Source organism: Pseudomonas sp. NFACC14 (assembly GCF_900106885.1).
Classification (GTDB): domain Bacteria; phylum Pseudomonadota; class Gammaproteobacteria; order Pseudomonadales; family Pseudomonadaceae; genus Aquipseudomonas; species Aquipseudomonas fluorescens_AA.
Genome location: NZ_FNOA01000001.1, coordinates 440,064 through 457,417, shown reverse-complemented (window position 1 = coordinate 457,417; position 17,354 = coordinate 440,064). Strand labels below are relative to the sequence as shown.

Annotated in this window: 16 protein-coding genes; 4 read left to right on the top strand and 12 right to left on the bottom strand. The window is 63.8% G+C overall.

Annotated features, from left to right (window positions below; genetic code table 11):
• The first annotated feature begins 163 nt into the window (after positions 1-163).
• Both BLU85_RS02195 and BLU85_RS02190 read left to right on the top strand, forming a co-directional pair.
• Complete coding sequence (locus BLU85_RS02195) at positions 164-2,203, top strand: oxidoreductase (protein ID WP_092197214.1); 2,040 nt, start codon at positions 164-166, stop codon at positions 2,201-2,203.
• Between the two features lie 184 nt (positions 2,204-2,387).
• Positions 2,388-3,296 (top strand): 1-aminocyclopropane-1-carboxylate deaminase/D-cysteine desulfhydrase, encoded by a 909-nt coding sequence (locus tag BLU85_RS02190; RefSeq protein WP_092197211.1) that lies wholly within the window; start codon positions 2,388-2,390, stop codon positions 3,294-3,296.
• 7 nt (positions 3,297-3,303) lie between these two features.
• Here BLU85_RS02190 and BLU85_RS02185 read toward each other — a convergent pair whose 3' ends face one another.
• Both BLU85_RS02185 and BLU85_RS02180 read right to left on the bottom strand, forming a co-directional pair.
• Entirely contained in the window at positions 3,304-3,852 is a 549-nt protein-coding gene (locus tag BLU85_RS02185; RefSeq protein WP_092197208.1) for a cytochrome b, read from the bottom strand.
• A gap of 123 nt (positions 3,853-3,975) precedes the next feature.
• The gene (locus BLU85_RS02180) at positions 3,976-5,382 is read right to left on the bottom strand and encodes a type VI secretion system Vgr family protein (protein WP_092197205.1); all 1,407 of its coding nucleotides are present in this window, start codon (positions 5,380-5,382) and stop codon (positions 3,976-3,978) included.
• Positions 5,383-5,601: 219 nt separating this feature from the next.
• Here BLU85_RS02180 and BLU85_RS02175 point away from each other — a divergent pair, with 219 nt between their 5' ends.
• The gene (locus tag BLU85_RS02175; protein ID WP_003183149.1) at positions 5,602-6,306 is read left to right on the top strand and encodes a YebC/PmpR family DNA-binding transcriptional regulator; all 705 of its coding nucleotides are present in this window, start codon (positions 5,602-5,604) and stop codon (positions 6,304-6,306) included.
• Positions 6,307-6,508: 202 nt separating this feature from the next.
• Here the strand turns inward: BLU85_RS02175 and BLU85_RS02170 are convergent, their stop codons facing one another.
• The 8 genes from BLU85_RS02170 to BLU85_RS02135 all read right to left on the bottom strand — a co-directional run bounded on the left by BLU85_RS02170 (position 6,509) and on the right by BLU85_RS02135 (position 14,810).
• Positions 6,509-7,834, bottom strand: coding sequence for a leucine-rich repeat-containing protein kinase family protein (locus tag BLU85_RS02170; protein ID WP_092197202.1), 1,326 nt, complete (start codon positions 7,832-7,834; stop codon positions 6,509-6,511).
• Positions 7,835-8,105: 271 nt separating this feature from the next.
• Entirely contained in the window at positions 8,106-9,167 is a 1,062-nt protein-coding gene (locus BLU85_RS02165; protein WP_092197199.1) for an ABC transporter substrate-binding protein, read from the bottom strand.
• An 18-nt stretch (positions 9,168-9,185) separates the two neighbouring features.
• The gene (locus BLU85_RS02160) at positions 9,186-10,301 is read right to left on the bottom strand and encodes an NAD(P)/FAD-dependent oxidoreductase (protein ID WP_092197196.1); all 1,116 of its coding nucleotides are present in this window, start codon (positions 10,299-10,301) and stop codon (positions 9,186-9,188) included.
• The gene (locus tag BLU85_RS02155; RefSeq protein WP_092197193.1) at positions 10,298-11,653 is read right to left on the bottom strand and encodes an FAD/NAD(P)-dependent oxidoreductase; all 1,356 of its coding nucleotides are present in this window, start codon (positions 11,651-11,653) and stop codon (positions 10,298-10,300) included. The genes BLU85_RS02160 and BLU85_RS02155 overlap by 4 nt, the downstream gene beginning before the upstream one ends.
• A 166-nt stretch (positions 11,654-11,819) precedes the next feature.
• The gene (locus BLU85_RS02150) at positions 11,820-12,110 is read right to left on the bottom strand and encodes a (2Fe-2S)-binding protein (protein ID WP_092197190.1); all 291 of its coding nucleotides are present in this window, start codon (positions 12,108-12,110) and stop codon (positions 11,820-11,822) included.
• A 7-nt stretch (positions 12,111-12,117) separates the two neighbouring features.
• Positions 12,118-12,912 carry an ABC transporter permease gene (locus BLU85_RS02145; protein ID WP_092197187.1) on the bottom strand — a complete coding sequence of 265 codons (795 nt, stop codon included), beginning with the start codon at positions 12,910-12,912 and terminating at the stop codon, positions 12,118-12,120.
• A gap of 6 nt (positions 12,913-12,918) precedes the next feature.
• Positions 12,919-13,788 carry an ABC transporter permease gene (locus tag BLU85_RS02140; RefSeq protein WP_092197184.1) on the bottom strand — a complete coding sequence of 290 codons (870 nt, stop codon included), beginning with the start codon at positions 13,786-13,788 and terminating at the stop codon, positions 12,919-12,921.
• Entirely contained in the window at positions 13,785-14,810 is a 1,026-nt protein-coding gene (locus BLU85_RS02135) for an ABC transporter ATP-binding protein (protein ID WP_092197180.1), read from the bottom strand. The genes BLU85_RS02140 and BLU85_RS02135 overlap by 4 nt, the downstream gene beginning before the upstream one ends.
• A 247-nt stretch (positions 14,811-15,057) precedes the next feature.
• On the opposite strand from BLU85_RS02135, the gene BLU85_RS02130 reads away from it, so the two are divergent.
• On the top strand, positions 15,058-15,894 hold the full coding sequence (locus BLU85_RS02130; protein WP_092197177.1) for an IclR family transcriptional regulator: 837 nt from the start codon (positions 15,058-15,060) through the stop codon (positions 15,892-15,894).
• 134 nt (positions 15,895-16,028) lie between these two features.
• Here the strand turns inward: BLU85_RS02130 and BLU85_RS02125 are convergent, their stop codons facing one another.
• Together BLU85_RS02125 and BLU85_RS02120 are read right to left on the bottom strand one after the other, a co-directional pair.
• A complete protein-coding gene (locus tag BLU85_RS02125) occupies positions 16,029-16,781 on the bottom strand; it encodes an anti-sigma factor family protein (protein ID WP_092197174.1) in 753 nt (250 codons plus the stop codon).
• On the bottom strand, positions 16,778-17,284 hold the full coding sequence (locus BLU85_RS02120) for a sigma-70 family RNA polymerase sigma factor (RefSeq protein WP_092197171.1): 507 nt from the start codon (positions 17,282-17,284) through the stop codon (positions 16,778-16,780). The genes BLU85_RS02125 and BLU85_RS02120 overlap by 4 nt, the downstream gene beginning before the upstream one ends.
• Positions 17,285-17,354: the final 70 nt, after the last annotated feature.

Genomic DNA, 17,354 nt, shown 5'->3' with positions numbered 1-17,354 from the left:
TTCGATCCCCCCGGCAGCTGATCGGCGCGCTGCACATCTGGATCATTAAATTGTCAGTTACGGTCATTGAGCGCCCGCGTCCGGACTCCTACGCTGTGGGTCATGACAGACGCAAGCCGCAGAGCTTGTGCTTTTTCCGTGATCGCCCGTTGTGGAGTTACCGATGACCGCCTCCCATTACCCGCATCTGCTGGCCCCGCTGGACCTGGGTTTCACCACGTTGCGCAACCGTACCCTGATGGGCTCGATGCACACCGGCCTGGAAGAGAAACCCGGCGGCTTCGAACGCATGGCGGCGTATTTTGCCGAGCGCGCCCGGGGCGGCGTGGGCCTGATGGTCACCGGTGGGATCGGGCCGAACGACGAGGGCGGGGTCTACTCCGGCGCGGCCAATCTGACCACGGAAGAAGAGGCGCTCAAGCACCGGATCGTGACCCGGGCCGTGCACGAGGCCGGTGGCAAGATCTGCATGCAGATTCTTCACGCCGGGCGCTATGCCTACAGCCCCAAGCAAGTGGCACCGAGCGCGATCCAGGCGCCGATCAATCCATTCAAGCCCAAGGAACTGGACGAGGAGGGTATCGAGAAGCAGATCAGCGATTTCGTCACCTGTTCGGTCCTGGCCCAGAAGGCCGAATACGACGGCGTCGAGATCATGGGCTCGGAAGGTTATTTCATTAACCAGTTCCTGGCGGCCCACACCAACCACCGTACCGACCGTTGGGGTGGCAGCTATGAAAACCGCATGCGCCTGCCGGTGGAAATCGTCCGTCGGGTGCGCGAAGCGGTGGGCCCGAATTTCATCATCATTTTTCGCCTGTCGATGCTCGATCTGGTGGACGGTGGCAGCACCTGGGACGAAATCGTCCGGTTGGCCAAGGCCATCGAGCAGGCCGGCGCGACGATCATCAACACCGGTATCGGTTGGCACGAAGCACGAATTCCCACCATCGCCACCAAGGTTCCGCGGGCGGCGTTCAGCAAAGTCACGGCCAAGCTGCGTGGTTCGGTGAGCATCCCGCTGATCACCACCAACCGCATCAACACCCCCGAAGTGGCCGAGCAGATCCTGGCCGAAGGCGATGCCGACATGGTTTCCATGGCGCGGCCGTTCCTGGCCGATCCAGAGTTCGTCAACAAGGCCGCTGCCGGTCGCAGCGATGAAATCAACACCTGCATCGGCTGCAACCAGGCGTGCCTGGACCACACCTTTGGCGGCAAGCTCACCACTTGCCTGGTCAACCCACGGGCTTGCCATGAAACCGAGCTGAACTACCTGCCAGTGACCCACGTGAAGAAAATCGCCGTAGTCGGTGCCGGCCCGGCCGGGTTGTCCGCGGCCACGGTGGCGGCCGAACGTGGGCATCAGGTGACGCTGTTCGATTCGGCCAGTGAAGTCGGTGGTCAGTTCAACATCGCCAAGCGCGTGCCGGGCAAGGAAGAGTTCTTCGAAACCCTGCGCTACTTCAAGCGCAAATTGCAGACCAGCCATGTCGAGCTGTGCCTCGACACGCGGGTGGATGTGGCGCAATTGGTGGCGGGCGGCTACGACGAGATCATCCTCGCCACCGGCATCGCCCCACGCGTGCCGGCGATTCCCGGAGTGGAGCATGCCAAGGTCTTGAGCTACCTGGACGTGATCCTCGAGCGCAAGCCGGTGGGCCGCAGCGTCGCAGTGATCGGTGCCGGCGGTATTGGCTTCGACGTGTCGGAGTTTCTGGTTCACCAGGGCGTCGCCACCAGTCAGGACCGCGAGGCGTTCTGGAAGGAGTGGGGCATCGACACCCACCTCGAGGCTCGCGGCGGAGTGGCCGGGATCAAGGCTGAACCCCATGCACCGGCGCGCCAGGTGTTCCTGCTGCAACGCAAGACCTCGAAGGTCGGTGACGGCCTGGGCAAGACCACCGGCTGGATTCATCGCACGGGCCTGAAGAACAAGCAGGTGCAGATGCTCAACAGCGTCGAATACCTGAAGATCGACGATGACGGGCTGCACATTCGCATCGGCGAAACCGGCGAGCCGCAAGTGCTGGCGGTGGATAACATCGTGATCTGCGCCGGCCAGGATCCGCTGCGTGAGCTGCAGGAAGGCCTGGAAGCGGCGGGGCAGGTCGTTCACCTCATCGGCGGTGCCGACGTGGCGGCGGAACTGGATGCCAAGCGGGCGATCAACCAGGGTTCGCGGTTGGCGGCGCAGTTGTAAGGATCAATCCCAGGAAAACCCTTGTGGGAGCGAGCCTGCTCGCGATTGTGGTGAGTCAGTTGCATGGATGTTGGCTGATCTGCCGCTATCGCGAGCAAGCTCGCTCCCACAGTGGGGAGGGGTGAACCTGAAGTCCCCCGCCAGCTGTTAAGATACCGGCCCGTTTTCCACCCGATCTGCCGCCATGCTGCTTCCCGCCCTCGACTGGCATCCCCAACCCCGACTCGAACCCCTTCACCTGGACTGGCTCGCCCGTGCCGGTGTCGAAGTAGCGGTGTTGCGCCTGGACCGGATCGATCCGCTGATCAGCGGCAACAAGTGGTTCAAGCTGGTCCCGCATCTGCGCGCCGCCCATGAGGCCGGGGCCGAAGGGGTCATGAGCCTGGGTGGTGCGTATTCCAACCATTTGCATGCGCTGGCGGCGGCCGGCAAGCGCTTCGGCTTTCCCACGGCCGGGCTATTGCGCGGTCACCCCCGGGACACGCCGACGGTGCGCGACCTGAAAGCGTTTGGCATGGACCTGCACTGGTTGGGATATGGCGGATACCGGGAGCGGCACGCAGCGGATTTCTGGGAGCCGTGGCAGATTCGCTATCCACATTTGCATCCGGTGCCCGAGGGCGGTTCGGGATTGCCTGGGGCGCAAGGCTGCATGACGTGGGTGGCCAGTGTCCGTGAACAATTGGCGGCGCTGGGATGGGCGGATTATCACGGCTGGTGGTTGGCTTGCGGTACTGGAACATCGCTGGCCGGACTGGTGCTGGCCGAAGCGGGCGAGCGCCCGGTCTACGGCGTACTGGCCGTGCCCCCGGACCATGGCGTGGCCCGGCAGGTCGAGCGCATCGTGGGAGAAGCGGGGCTTTCCAGCCCGCGTCATGAGTTGTTCGACGGCAGCCGTGGCGGGTTCGCACGGGTCGATGCCGAGCTCACGGCCTTCATCGAAATCACGGCGGCCATCGAACTGGAGCCGTTGTACACCGGCAAAGCCTTGATGGTGCTCAAGGCGCGGGTCGAGGCGGGAGGCTTTGCCCCCGGCACGCGCCTGGTCTTTGTCCACACCGGCGGTTTGCAAGGCCGCCGAGGGTTCGATTGACGGGCAATCAGCCGCGTTTGGGCATCATCCGCAGCAGCGTGTTGTCCCGTACCACATAGTGGTGATACAGCCCCGCCAAGGCATGCAGGCCTATCAGCCAATAGCCGATGGTGCCGCCCAGCACGTGCCAGCCTTCCAGTTGCTTGGCGAAATCCTTGTCTTGATTGATGAGCAACGGCAGATCGAAACCGTAGAACATCACCTGGTGCCCTTCGGCGCTGGTGATCAGCCAGCCCAGCAGCGGCATGGCGATCATGAACAGGTACAGCGCCCAGTGCATCAGGCGGGCGAGGACGGTTTGCCAGGCAGGCGATGCCGGGAAAATCGCCGGTGCCTTGCCCATGCTGCGGGCGAACAGGCGCAGCCAGACCAGCACGAACACCGTCAGGCCGAGCATGAAATGCGCTTCCTTGATCAGTGTCCGGCCGCCGCTGCCCTTGGGGAAAATTCCCCGCAACTCAATGCAGGCATAAACCACGGCCAGCAGGACCAGCATCAGCCAATGCAAAGTTACCGTGACGGTACTGTAGCGGCTTTCCGAGTTTTTCCAGGGCATTGCGGGTATCTCCAACAATCAGGGTCGAGCGCCGTCTAACGCGGCGTGTCTTTACTGTAAGCCCGTTTCGCTGGGTTTGCATGAACCAGATCAGGTTTGCTGGCAAGAAGCCAAAAGGCAGGATCAGGGTGTGAAGTCTGGCGGGTTCAGCAGCCAGTCCAACAGCAGCCCGGCATCGTGATTGCCAAGGGATGGTTTCGGTGGGGCGGCGGCGTGTCCTGCGCCGGTATCGACAGCCCCGGGGCACAGCACCGGTCGGTCGGGGTCGCCATCGAGAAAGCTCACCAGCACTTCGCTGCCGGCCATCAGGGGAGGGCTGTCGCCCAGCGTCAGTCGCGACACGGGCAGCGTGATGCCTTCCTGGTCCGGTGCCCAGAGGCTGACACTCACGTGGCCGCGCTCATCGAACGGGGCCGGCTGGCCGGTGCGGCCGAGTACATGGGCCAGGTGATACCCGGGAATGCATGGTTTGAGGTGCTTGAGGGCCGGCCTGAACACGGTGGACCAGGGAATGGCGGTGAAGCGGTTGCGGTAGTCACGGGCCGACGGTGTGGTGGGCAGGTCCGGTTCAAGGATCGAAAACTGCCGCCCGCGATGCTGGACCTCGGTGATCAGCCATTGATCGTTGAAGGTGGAAACCGGGTGTTCGCAGATCTGCACGATGTCGCCGCTGTGCAGGGCCGGTTGATCACTGTGGCCATGGATTTCCCGTTGCCGACAGCGCAACCGTTCCAGATGGCGGCGTCCGGCCTGGTAACGGTGAGTCAGGGCCGGGTCGCCGTGCATCGCCTCATGGTCGATCTGCTCGAGGGGTTGATTCGCCGCCGGGGCCTCGGTTTCGGTCGCCCCCCGGTCACGGAACCCGACAGGCACGCCAGGCACCATCGCGTGATGGCGCAAATACAAGCGCTTGATGGCTGGTATCGAGTTGTCGTTCGGGCGCAGGGGCAACTCGACGGGGCGCGCGGGGAAACTCTTCGGGTCTTCGGCAAACACCAGGACGTGGCCCTGGGGGGTGTGTTCGAAGTGGTAATGAATGCCTTCTTCCTCACACAGCCGTTGCAGGAGGGCCAGGTCGCTTTCGTCGTACTGGATGCAGAATGGGCGACACGGATACTGCCCATGGGGCAGCTCGAAACGGTAACTGTCAGCGGGCAGAGCGTTGTCTTCCAGCAGGCGTTGCAGCAACTGCACCACGCTGAGCCGATGGAAAACCCGGCGCCGCGGGCCTTGTTCCAATCGCAGCAGGTAAGGCACCAACGTCAAGCGGTAGCCGATGCGCCGCGGTGCCGAGGCACTCAGGCTGACGCTGTGGACAACCCCATGGATGCCCGAATCGCCGTCCAGGCGCAGGAACGCCGGATGCCCCAATAGCAGGTCGGGGTTTATCGGTGGGGCCAGGCCGATCAGTTCGAGGTCAAAGCGGTACGGCTGGTTGAGGGCTTCGCGGCCATTGAAGCGCAAGACTTGCAGCTGCAAGTCGTTTTGCGTGAGCGTCAGGCTGAAGGGACTTTCCGTGTCGTTGCGCATCGCGCCTCCTACTGGCAGGGACAGAGGCCCAGAGGGTACGAAACCACGGGGGGGAACGGTGCTTGCGAGCCGCTATTTCAGAAAAGCCCTACAACACACTGTGAAAATGTCGATCCGGCAGGCTGAATTTTTTGGTCGATCAGCCGGTTTAGGCCGTATAAACTTGCGCCACAGCGCCGGCCGGCAGATGTCTCGGCGCGTCAGACAAGAGAGTGAGTAATGGGCGCACAGTGGAAGGTTAAACACAAAGAAGCGGCTGCCAACGCCAAGGGCAAGATCTTCGGCAAACTGGTGAAGGAAATCACCATTGCCGCGCGTAACGGTGCCGATACCGCGACCAACGCGCACTTGCGTCTGGTGGTCGAGCAGGCGAAGAAGGCCTCGATGCCCCGCGAGACCCTGGAACGTGCGATCAAGAAAGGTTCTGGCCAGCTCGGTGAAACCGTGCAGTACCACCGCGTCACCTACGAAGGGTTCGCGCCGCACCAGGTGCCGCTGATCGTTGAATGCGTGACCGATAACATCAACCGTACCGTCGCTGAAATTCGCGTCGCGTTCCGCAAGGGCCAACTGGGCGCCTCGGGTTCGGTGGCGTGGGACTTCAACCACGTCGGCATGATCGAAGCCGCTCCGGACAGCCCGGACGCCGATCCGGAGATGGCCGCCATCGAGGCCGGTGCCCAGGATTTCGAGCCGGGCGAAGACGGCGCGACGTTGTTCCTCACCGATCCTGCCGACCTCGATGCTGTGCAGAAGGCTTTGCCGGAGCAGGGCTTCACCGTGTTGTCGGCCAAGCTGGGCTACCAGCCGAAGAACCCGGTCAGCGGCTTGACCGACGAGCAGATGGCTGAAGTCGAAGCCTTCCTCGAAGGCCTCGACAACCATGACGACGTGCAGGACATGTTTGTCGGGTTGGCGGGTTAAGCACCACGCTGTTTGGGTCAGGGACATGATGGACATGTGGCGAGGGGATTTATCCCCGCTGGGCCGCGAAGCGGCCCTAAAACCAGACGACTTGAGTATGTCTGCCTGACTCTGCAGGATTTAGGGGGCTGCTGCGCAGCCCAGCGGGGATAAATCCCCTCGCCACAATAGATGGTGTGCTTGACAGGTTGGTGCTGCTGGCTCAACCGCTGTGTTTGAACTCGCGCAGTAAGCCTTCAATCTCATCGAACCCCGGCCGTGCCAGCACCTCCGGCTGACAGCAGCGCGCCTCCAAATCCAGCAGCCATGCAAGATCCTGCGCACTGGGCGTCGGTTCGATCCGCGCCAGCAATTCCCCCAGCAAGATCCCGAAGGCCCGTACCTCGATGCGTTGCAGTGCGCGGGTTTGCACGGTGTCGGCCGTGGCGTGGAACGACGCCGCGCCAAAGTCCCCCAGCAAGCAATCGCCCTGGTCATTGCACAGGATATTGTGCCCGTACAGATCCCCATGGGTAATGCCCTGGCGGTGCAGGTGCGCCGCCACCGAGGCGATGCCGTGGGCGATGCGCAAGGCCACCGGGGCGTTCAGGCGCAGTTCATCGGCATACACGTCGCGGGTGCATGACGCCAGGCTCGGCAGCCCGGCGAGGTTGCGATAGCTGGGCTCGATCAGTGCCATGACCAGCCCGGCCTGTTGCTCGGGGTGCCCGGCGACCTGGCCCGACACGTCAATCAGGTTTGGGTGTCGACCGGCTGTGATGCAGGCATGCATTTCATGCAGGGGGGAGCCGTCGCTGGTCATCTGGCCTTTGTACAGCTTCACCGCGACGTTTCGCGCCATCTGGCCGGGCGCCTGCCAGAGCGCTTGGTGAATCACTCCGGAGGCACCTTCACCCAGTGGTCGTTGCAGCGTCAGTTGCGACCAGTCGATGAGCGTCGTGGTGTTCAAGGCTGCGGCATCGGCCTGGGTTTCCAGGGGGTTGCCGGCGTAGGCCAGCCAACTGAGGCTCGGCAGCTCCAGCAACCATGGCGGCAGCTCGGTCAGTTGGTTGGCGGCGATGCGCAGCAGTTCCAGGCGATGACACTGGCCCAGGCTCGCCGGTAACTGCTGCAAACGGTTGCCGGCCAGCATCAGTTTTTGCAGGTGCGGGCATTGGCCCAGCTCATCCGGCAAGTGGCTGATGTCGTTGTCGGTCAGGATCAGCCAGCGCAGCCCTGGTGGCAACGCGGCGCCCGTGACGCGGGTGATGCGGTTGGCCTTGAAACCGACCATGGTCAACGCGCTGCAACGGCCCAGGCATTCGGGCAGTTCAGTGAAGCGGTTGTCGGAACAGAACAGCACGCGCAGGCGAGGCAGCCGATGCAGGTCGTCGGGCAGCGTGTCCAACTGATTGCCGCTGAGGTTGAGGATCTCGAGGGAATCGGCCAGCTCGAAGATTTCCCGGGGAAACTGCGTCAAGCCGCAGGCCAGGTCCAGCCGGGTGATGCCCGAGAGTTGGCCGGCGCGTAGTTGGGCGAGGGTGTGCATGGCAGGGTTCGCTGTCGGTCAAGAAGAAAAAACGCGGACACACCTGTGGCGAGGGAGCTTGCTCCCGCTGGGCGGCGCTGTAGGAGCTATGTAGGAGCTGTCGAGTGCAACGAGGCTGCGATCTTTCCCCTGGCGCTTGAGTCCCAGGTGAAAGATCAAAAGATCGCAGGCTCCGCCAGCTCCTACAGAACCCAGCGGGAGCAGGCTGCCTCGCCACAGGTCATCGGTTCAACTGATTGTGAGATGCCGCATGATAACTGCAAAATTCCCTCTAGCGCTCGATACTGCGGTTCCAACGGGCGTTCCAGGCCGGGCGTTGCTCGTTGACCTGGTCCCAATCCACGGCAATCGCTGTTTCCAGGTAGCGCTTCATCGCCTCCACCTGGCCACGGGTCTTGTCGGTGGTCGGGGTGTTGGGATTGGAAGGGATCTGGTCGCCTTCTTCCAGGGCAATGGCCTGGGCTTGCGGGGTCAGCAGGAAAGCGGCGAGCTTTTGCGCCAGTTCCGGCTGGGTGTTTTGCGCAATGGTGCATTCGGCGACGTTGAGGACCACGGCGCCTTCCTTCGGCTGGGCATATTCGACGGGCATGCCCTTGAGTTTCAGCGCGGTCACCTGGGTCGGTGTCAGTGGGAACAGCGCGGCTTCATCGGTCTGTAGCATTTCGGATATCTTCGCCGAGCTCGGGATGTACTCCAGCACGTTGCGTCCCACCGTGTTCGGCCACGCCTTGAAACCTGGCTCGACGTCGGTTTCGCTGCCGCCCTGGATCCGGTTGAACATCAAAAAGCCGTGCAGGCCGAAGGTGGACGAGGCCATCGACTGGAACACCACTTTGTCCTTGAAGCGCGGATCGGCCAGGTCCATCCATGAAGTGGGTGTATCCCAGCCTTTTTCCTTGAACAGCCGGGTGTTGTAGGCCAGCCCCGTCACCCCGAGGCTGACGGCCACGGCCTGATCTTTGATACGCCCCTTGGCCGGGATCTGCGCCAGGGTCGGGTTGTCCTCGAGCTTGTCGCACAGCCCCATGGCGATGGCGCGGTACATGATGCCGTCATCGAGGAACATCACGTGCATCTGCGGGTTGCCTTTGCTGGCCTGGACTTTCGCCAGGATGTCGGCGGAAGTACCGGGCACGATGACCACTTTGACATTGTTGGCTTTCTCGAATGCCGGCAAGACTTTATCGGCGTAGAGCCGCTCCATGGTGCCGCCGTTCATGCCCAGGTAAAGCGTCGGCTCGGCCAACGCCTGGGTGACCGGGAACAGGGCGCCCAGGCAAGCGGAAGCCAGCGAGCAGAAACCGAACAGTGCACTGCGTTTGACGTTATTCATTGGCACGACCTTCCTCTATCAAGCAACGGAGATGGAGTGAAACCGGGTGATGGAAAACGCATCCAGCGGCGTGGTCGAAGCCCCGCTGCAGATGATCTCGGTGAGCGCCTGGCCCACCGCCGGGCCGATCTGGAAGCCCGCGCCGGCAAAGCCGAACGCGTGCAATAGACCGGGCTGGGTGCTGCTGTGGCCGATCACCGGTTGGCGATCGGGCAGGTAACCTTCGGTGCCGCTCCAGGTGCGAATCGCCTGGGCGCCTTCCAAAAACGGGTAGAGCTCGACGGCCTGGCGCAGGATTTCCAGCACGGCGTTCTGGCCGGGCCGGGCGCGAGCGGCATCCAGGGCAAAGCCTTGGCCGCCTCCCAGCACGCAATTGCCGCGCGAGACCTGGCGGGCGTAGATACCGCCGCCCTCGACGCCGGTGCTGGCGTCCATGACCAGGGGCAAGGGTTCGGTGACCAGCATCGCCGGGTGTCCGGTGTGCATCGGCACCGCTTCGCCGAATTGCGCGGCGAACTGGCTGGCCCAGGCTCCGGCGCAGTTCAGCAGCCAGGGCGCGTGGAATGTCAGGCCCGTTGCGGTGTGTACGACAAAGCGTTGGCCGTCGTGCGCCACGGTGCCGACGGTGCACTGTTCATGGACTTGCGCACCCTGGCGGCGAGCGGCCTGGGCGAAGGCGGGGGATACCAGGCGTGGATTGGCATGGCCGTCATCCGGGCACAGCGACGCCCCCACCGCGACGGCGCCGACCCACGGAAAACGCGCGCGCAGGGCCGTGCGATCGAGCAGTTGCAAATCCAGGCCGAAGCCTTGGCTGGCGATGGCGTAGTCGTGCAGCGCTTGTAGGTCTTCAGCGCTGCGGGCCAGCTTCAGATGACCGCTGCGCTGGTATTCGCCGTCGATGCCGATCAACCGGGGCAATTGGTGCCAGATTTCATGGGCCCGTTGCGACAGGGGCAGTTGCGACAGGGGGCGGCCCTGGCGGCGCACACCGCCGTAGTTCACGCCGCTGGAGTGCGAGCCGCAGAAGTCTCGTTCCAGCAACGCCACCTGGCGTCCGGCCTGGCTCAGGAACAACGCGGCCGAGGCGCCGACGATACCGCCCCCAATGATCACTGCATCCACTTCGATCATGGCTCGACCTCCAGGCCGAACGGCACGGGCTTGATCGGTGCCTGGGCTCGCAAGCGGCCGATGCTGGCGACGGCGCGGCCACTTTCGCAGGCAATGATTTCTGCGGCAGCGGCACCGCACATCCGCCCCTGGCAGCGACCCATGCCGACCCGGCAATGGGCCTTGACCCGGTTGATCTCCCAATGGCCTTCGCCCACCACCCGGCGGATATCGCCCGCGCTGACTTCTTCGCAGCGGCAGATCATCAGGTGATCGGCAGCGTCGGCGGCCCAGTGTTCAGGAAAGGCAAAGGCGCGCTCCAGGCCTTCCCGGAATCGGCCGATGCGCTCGAGGGCTTCTTCCAGTTGCGTGCAACGCTGCGGGTCGATCAAGTAACCGATGTCTTCAAGTAAGGCCAGGGCCGCGCGTTCACCGGCCATCTCGGCGGCGTCGGCGCCCATGATTCCGGCACCGTCACCCGCCAGATAAACCCCGGGCACACTACTGCGCCCAGCGTGGTCCCGCAGTGGTAGCCAGGCGCGGTTGAGGGCGCTCCAGGAAAACTCGCAGCCCAGCAGATCTGCCAGTTGAGTTTCGCTGCGCAAGCCGTGGGCGAAGGCCACCGCGTCGCAGTCGAGAGTTCGCTCGCCTTTTGCGTTGCGCCATTTTAGTGACTGGACCCGGCGTTCGCCGCTGATACACGACAGATTCGCGCCTTGGTGCACACTGATGCCGTGGGCGGTCAGCCAGGCGCGGTAGTAGAGCCCCTTGGCGAGGGTGGCCGGTTGCACCAGCAGGCCGGGCAGGGCGCGGGCCTGGGCGCTGAAGGGCGAACTGTCGAGCACCGCGACCACGTTGGCGCCGGCCTTGGCGTACTGATACGCCACCAGATACAACAAGGGACCGCTGCCGGCGAACACCACTCGTTCGCCGATGGCGCACCCCTGGAATTTCAGCGCGATCTGCGCCGCGCCCAGGCTGTAGACCCCGGGCAGGGTCCATCCCGGCACGGGCAGGACCCGGTCGGTGGCGCCGGTGGCGACGATCACGCTGGCGTATTCAAGACGATCGGCGCGACCTTCATGCAAAGTGTCCAGCATGCCGGCTTCGGCGTTCCACACCAGGGTGTCGGGACGGTAATCGAGCTGTTCGCGCAACTCGTCGAGGGTCTGGTGGAGGGCGCTGGCCTTGTGCGCTTCGAAGCCATAGAGCTTGGCGGGCGAGCGCTTGAAGTTGGCCGGTTGGCGCCGATAGATCTGTCCGCCACCGCGGGCGGCTTCATCCAGCAGGACCGGGTACAGGCCATGGGCGACCAGGGTTTGCGCGGCGCGAATACCGGCCGGGCCGGCGCCGATGATGGCTATCGGTTTCATCGCCACCTCACGGGCAGGGCCGGGGGATTCGTGGGGTTGTCGGAGCCGTCATCGCGAGCAAGCTCGCTCCCACATGGGATCTGTCGTGGATATTGGTTTTGTGCACGCCGCAGTCCCCCTGTGGGAGCGAGCTTGCTCGCGATGAGGCCATGCCTGTCGACAGTGTTCATACCTGGCGCCCCGGTTCGCGGCTGATGTGCTGCCCGGCTTCCAGCAGGGTCGAGCAGGCGCGCACGCGGCGGCCGTCGCCCAGGCGCACCCAGCAGTCCTGGCAGGCGCCCATCAGGCAGAAGCCGGCCCGGGGCTCGGCGCTGAAGTCACTGCCGCGCAGGTGTTCGCCGCAGGTCAGCACGGCGGTCAGCAGCGTGTCCCCCAGCAGCCCGGTGGCGGGCTGGCCGTCGAGGGTGAAGTCCAGGGCCGGGCGGTCGCCTTCGGCCAGTCGTTTCAGCAGTGCCATGACACCCTCATTGTTTGCCTACCAGGACCCGATCCAGGCCATAGACCCGGTCGAGCAGAATCATGGTCAGCGCGGTGAGCCCGATGACCAGCGCCGACACCGCCGCCATCATCGGATCGATGGATTCGGTGGCGTACACGTACATGCGCACCGGCAAGGTTTGCGTGGCCGGCGAGGTGACGAAGATCGACAGCGTGACTTCATCGAAACTGTTGATGAATGCCAGCAGCCAGCCCCCGGCGACCCCCGGCAGGATCATTGGCAAGGTGATTTGCCGGAATAGCGTGAAGCGCCCGGCCCCCAACGATTGCGCGGCCTGTTCGGCACTGCGGTCCAGGCCGATGGCCGAGGCCAGCACCAGGCGCAGCACATACGGCGTGATCACCAGCACATGAGCGAAGATCAACCAGGCGAAGCTGCCGTTCACGCCCATCAGCGCAAACAGGCGCAGCAAGGCGACCCCCAGCACCAGGTGTGGAATGATGATCGGCGACAGGAACAGGCCGTTGAAGAAATCCCGCCCCGGGAACGCGAGCCGGGTGATCGCCAGGGCCGCCGGCACTGCAATCAACGTCGCCAGGGAGGCCGCGCAGAACGCCAGGACCAAGCTGTTGTAGAACGCGTCGACAAAATCCGCGCGTTCGAACACCGCGCGAAACCAGCGCAGGGAAAACTCGGTGGTCGGCAGGCTCAGGGTGTTTTCCGGGGTGAAGGCGACGAGGCAGACCACCATCAGTGGCGCAAGCATGAAGACCACCACCAAGGTGTGGAACAGCAGCGCGAAAGGACCGTTTCTGGACATGACGAATTATCCCAATGACTTCTTGTAGCGGCCTTCGATCATCCGGTTCCACGACAGCATGATCAGCAGGTTGAGCAGCAGCAGCGCGACGGCGATGGCTGCGCCCATCGGCCAGTTCAGCTCCGACAGGTACTGGTCGTAGATCAACGTGGCGACCATCTTCAAGCGCCGTCCGCCGAGCAGGCCGGGGATCGCGAAGGAGCTGGCGGCGAGGCCGAACACAATGAGGGTGCCGGACAATACGCCGGGCATGATTTGCGGCAACACTACTTTGCGGATCACCGTGAACTGGCTCGCCCCCAGGGACAGCGCGGCCTGTTCGGCGGCCGGGTCGAGTTTCTGCAACGAGGTCCAGACTGGAATGATCATGAACGGCAGCATCACGTGGACCAGGGCGATGACCACGGCGAACGGTGTATAGAGCAGCTTCATCGGCGCACCGCCGAAGGCTTGCAGGGCCTGGTTGACCAGGCCGTCGGCGCCGAGCAACAGGCTCCAGCCGAAGGCCCGCACCACCACCGAAATCAGCAGCGGCGTGAGAATCAGGATCAGGAAAATCGAGCGCCACGGCGCGCCCATGCGGCTGAGGATGTACGCCTCGGGCACGCCGATCAGCACGCACAAAACAGTGGTCAGGGCGCTGATCCAGAATGTGCGCAAAAAGATCTCGTAGAAGTACGGATCACCCAGCAGGCTGGTGTAGTGCGCGAGGGTGTAGGCGTTGCCGTCGATGCCCGAACTGTAGTCGAAGACGTTGAACGACAGGACCACGGTCAAGCCCAAGGGAATCACCAGCAAGCCCAGGTACAAGGCCAGGGCCGGTGCCGACATCAGGTAGCCTTGCCGACCACGGCGCATCGCATCGATCAGCTTCATGCCGACACCTCGTCCACGCTCAGCACCCGCAGCAGTGCCGGATCCCAGTCCAGGCCCACCGCCGTGCCTTCGACCAAGGGCGCCGAGCCGTCGTTGCGGCGCACCACGCAGAGTTCCCCCAGGCTGGTGGACACGCCGTACAGCCATTGGCTGCCCAGGAAGAAACGGCTGACGAGGGTGCCTTGCAGTCGCCCTGAACCGGCCTCGCACAGGTCGATTTTTTCCGGGCGCAGGCTCAGGGTCAGCTCGCCATCGGCCTGGCCGCAGGCTTGAACGACGCCCGCACTGTCCCGCATGCCGGGCAGCAGGTTGGCTTTGCCGACGAAGCTGGAAATGAACTCGGTGCGCGGGTGCTCGTAAAGGGTGTACGGCGCGTCGATCTGGGTGATGCGCCCGGCCTGCATCACCACGACCCGGTCACTGATCGACAAGGCTTCGGACTGGTCGTGGGTCACCATCAGTGTGGTGATTCCGACTTCGTGCTGGATGCGGCGAATTTCGTATTGCATCTCTTCGCGCAGGTTGGCGTCGAGGTTGGACAGCGGCTCGTCGAGCAGCAGCACCGGCGGTTCGATCACCAAAGCCCGGGCCAGTGCCACGCGTTGGCGCTGACCGCCCGAGAGTTCTCGTGGGTAGCGGTCGGCGTGGTGGTCCAGGCGGACCAGTTTCAACACCCGGTCCACCCGTTTTTGCAGTTCGGCGTTGGCCACTTTGCGCATGCGCAGGCCGAAGGCCACGTTGTCCCTGACGGTCATGTGGGGGAACAGCGCGTAGCTCTGGAACACCACCCCCAGACCACGGCTGGCGGGCTTGGCGTGGGTAATGTCGCGACCGTCCAGCAGGATGCGCCCGCTGCTGACTTCGACGAAGCCGGCAATCATTTGCAGGGTGGTGGTCTTGCCGCAGCCGGAAGGCCCCAGTAGCGAGACAAACTCGCCTTTTTCCACCGACAGGTTGGTGGCGACCACGGCGTCGATGTCGCCGTAGCGTTTGCCAAGTCTTTCAAGTTGCACAAAAGCCATCGCTGCGCTCCACCTGGGATTGTTATGCGTCGCCGCAAGGGCGCGCTTTTTTGTATGGGCAGATACGAAAGGGTGCTGCTGGGGTGCGTTGGCGCTCGACCTCGAGTCGGCTGCCGCTGTTGTTCGAATCGCCCCTGTCTGGACGAAGAGTAGGACGAAGAATAGGATGGGCTCAATGGACTATTTCACTGAGGTGAAGACTATTTTTAGTTTTATTCAGTGAATAAATTTAATAGTGAGAAATTGCATGGTTAATTCCACTGATCGGAATAATGAGAAGAACGAAGTCGGTGTCGGAGCGGTCTCCAGGCTGTTTGCCGTGTTGCGCAGCTTGGGTGACACCGCCGAAGGCGGCGAGCGAGTGACGCAATTGGCCCAGCGCATCGGCCTGTCCCAGCCCACCACGCATCGCTTGCTGCGCAGCCTGATGGAAGAGGGCATGGTCGAGCAGGATGCCCGCAGCAAACGCTATCGGCTGAGCCTGGAGTTCTTCGCCCTGGCGGCCCGCGCCGGCAATACCGGCAACCTGCGCGACCTGGTGCGCCCGGCCATGCTGCGGTTGTCGGCGTCCTTGGGGGACTCGCTGTTTCTGCTCGCCCGCAGTGGCTTCGATGCCATCTGTCTGGACCGCAGCGAGGGACCGTTTCCGATCCGCACGTTCACCGGTGACATTGGTGGCCGCGTGGCGTTGGGCGTGGGGCAGGGCAGCCTGGCGATCCTGGCGTTCCTGCCGCAAGAGGAGCGCGACACGGTGATTCAATACAACCTGCCACGGCTCAAGGATTTCCATCTGTACGACGAAGTCTTCCTGCGTTCGGAAGTGGAGAACGTGCGCGCGCTGGGCTACGCCGGGCGCAACACCGGCGTATTGCAAGGCATGGCCGGGGTGGCCGTGCCGATCCTGGACCGTGATGGCCGGGCCGTGGCCGCCTTGAGCGTGGCAACCGTGAGTGACCGGCTGGGGCCCGATCGCCTGCCGACGGTGGTGGACATGCTCAAGCGCGAGGCGGCCCTGATCGGGCCGCGAATCAACCCGTTCGACCCGCTGCTGCGCAGGCCTTCGCAGGTGTTTGGGCAGGGCTGAACACTGCCTCAAGATCACCGCGGATCCCTTTGTGGGAGCGAGCTTGCTCGCGATGGCGGCCGTTCAGTTAGCAATGATGTTGACTGACACACCGCTATCGCGAGCAAGCTCGCTCCCACAGGGATTTGCGCGGATCAGAAGTCCAATGTCTGCTTAAGTCTTTGCATCGTCGGCGTGTCACTCGGTATGACCATCGCATAGTTGTAGCCCGGCCCGGACCAGTATTCGGCTTGCAACTCGCCGTCGCGGCGACTGCCCCGGGGCAGCAGGAAGTTTTTCGGGCCGGGCGGGCGCACGTAGAAGCTGATTTTCTGACCGCTGGAGTCCTGATAGACCACCATCGCCGCCGCGCCTTGCTCGGTGCTGAGCAAACGCCCGCTGACCGGTTTGAAACCGGCGCTGGACAGGTCGGGCAGCCGGTCGGCCTGAGTGAAGTAGCGGTCGAGCCAATCTTGCATGTGCTGCTCGTCGCCGGTCTGGTAATCGGCTGGAAGGATGCCCTGCTGGGCAATCAACCGGTACGCCTGGAGGGCATCGGCCATGGGCGCTGCGGCGCTGAGCAGGGTCATTTGCCGCGCCTGCCAGCCACCGAAGCCACCCACGCTGACAGCCAGCAGCAACACCGCGGCGCTGGCCAGGTGGCGATGGGCGCGGTGTTTCAGGCGCTGGCGAATCATGGCCGGGTCGAGGTCCGGGTTGGGCGGTTGTCGCAAGGTTCCGCTCAGGGCCGTGCGCAGGTGCTGCGCGTCCTGTTGCCAGGCCCGGACGCGGGCGGCGACTTCGGGCTGGTTGACCAGGTAGGTCTCCACCAGGCGCCGGTCGGCCTCGCTCAGTTGACGATCGACGTAGGCGTGCAGGTCGCTGTCGCTGGGGGGCATGCTGATCATTTGAGTATCCGCAGGGTGGGGCGGGTGATTTCGCCATCGCTGAGTTGGCGCAGGGCCTGGCGGGCGCGGGACAGGCGGGACATCACCGTGCCGGTCGGCACGCCGAGGATGTCGGCGACTTGCTGGTAGCTCAAGCCTTCCACCGACACCCACAACAACAGCGCACGCTGTTCCGTGGTGAGCTGATCGAAAGCCTGCAAAGACGACTGTGCGATCACGCTGCGCTCGGCTGAGGGGTGGGCATCGTCGCGGCCGGTGAAAAACTCCAGCATGCGCGCGTACCGGCGGGAGCGGCGATGGCCATCGAGAAACTGCCGATACAGGATCGAAAACAGCCAGGCCCGCAGATCGCCGTCCGGGCGCTTGTCGTGCCATTTGGACAACGCCCGCTCCAGGCACATCTGCACCAAGTCGTCGGCGTTGCTCGGGTTGCGCGTCAGCGACACGGCAAAGCGCCGTAGCCTGGGGATGAGTTCGCGCAACTGTTCGTCGAGTGCATTCATGGAAGGTGGTTTCTGTAGGCAGTCACTGCGCCGGGACTGGAAAGACGATCCGCGAACGAGATTATTCCAG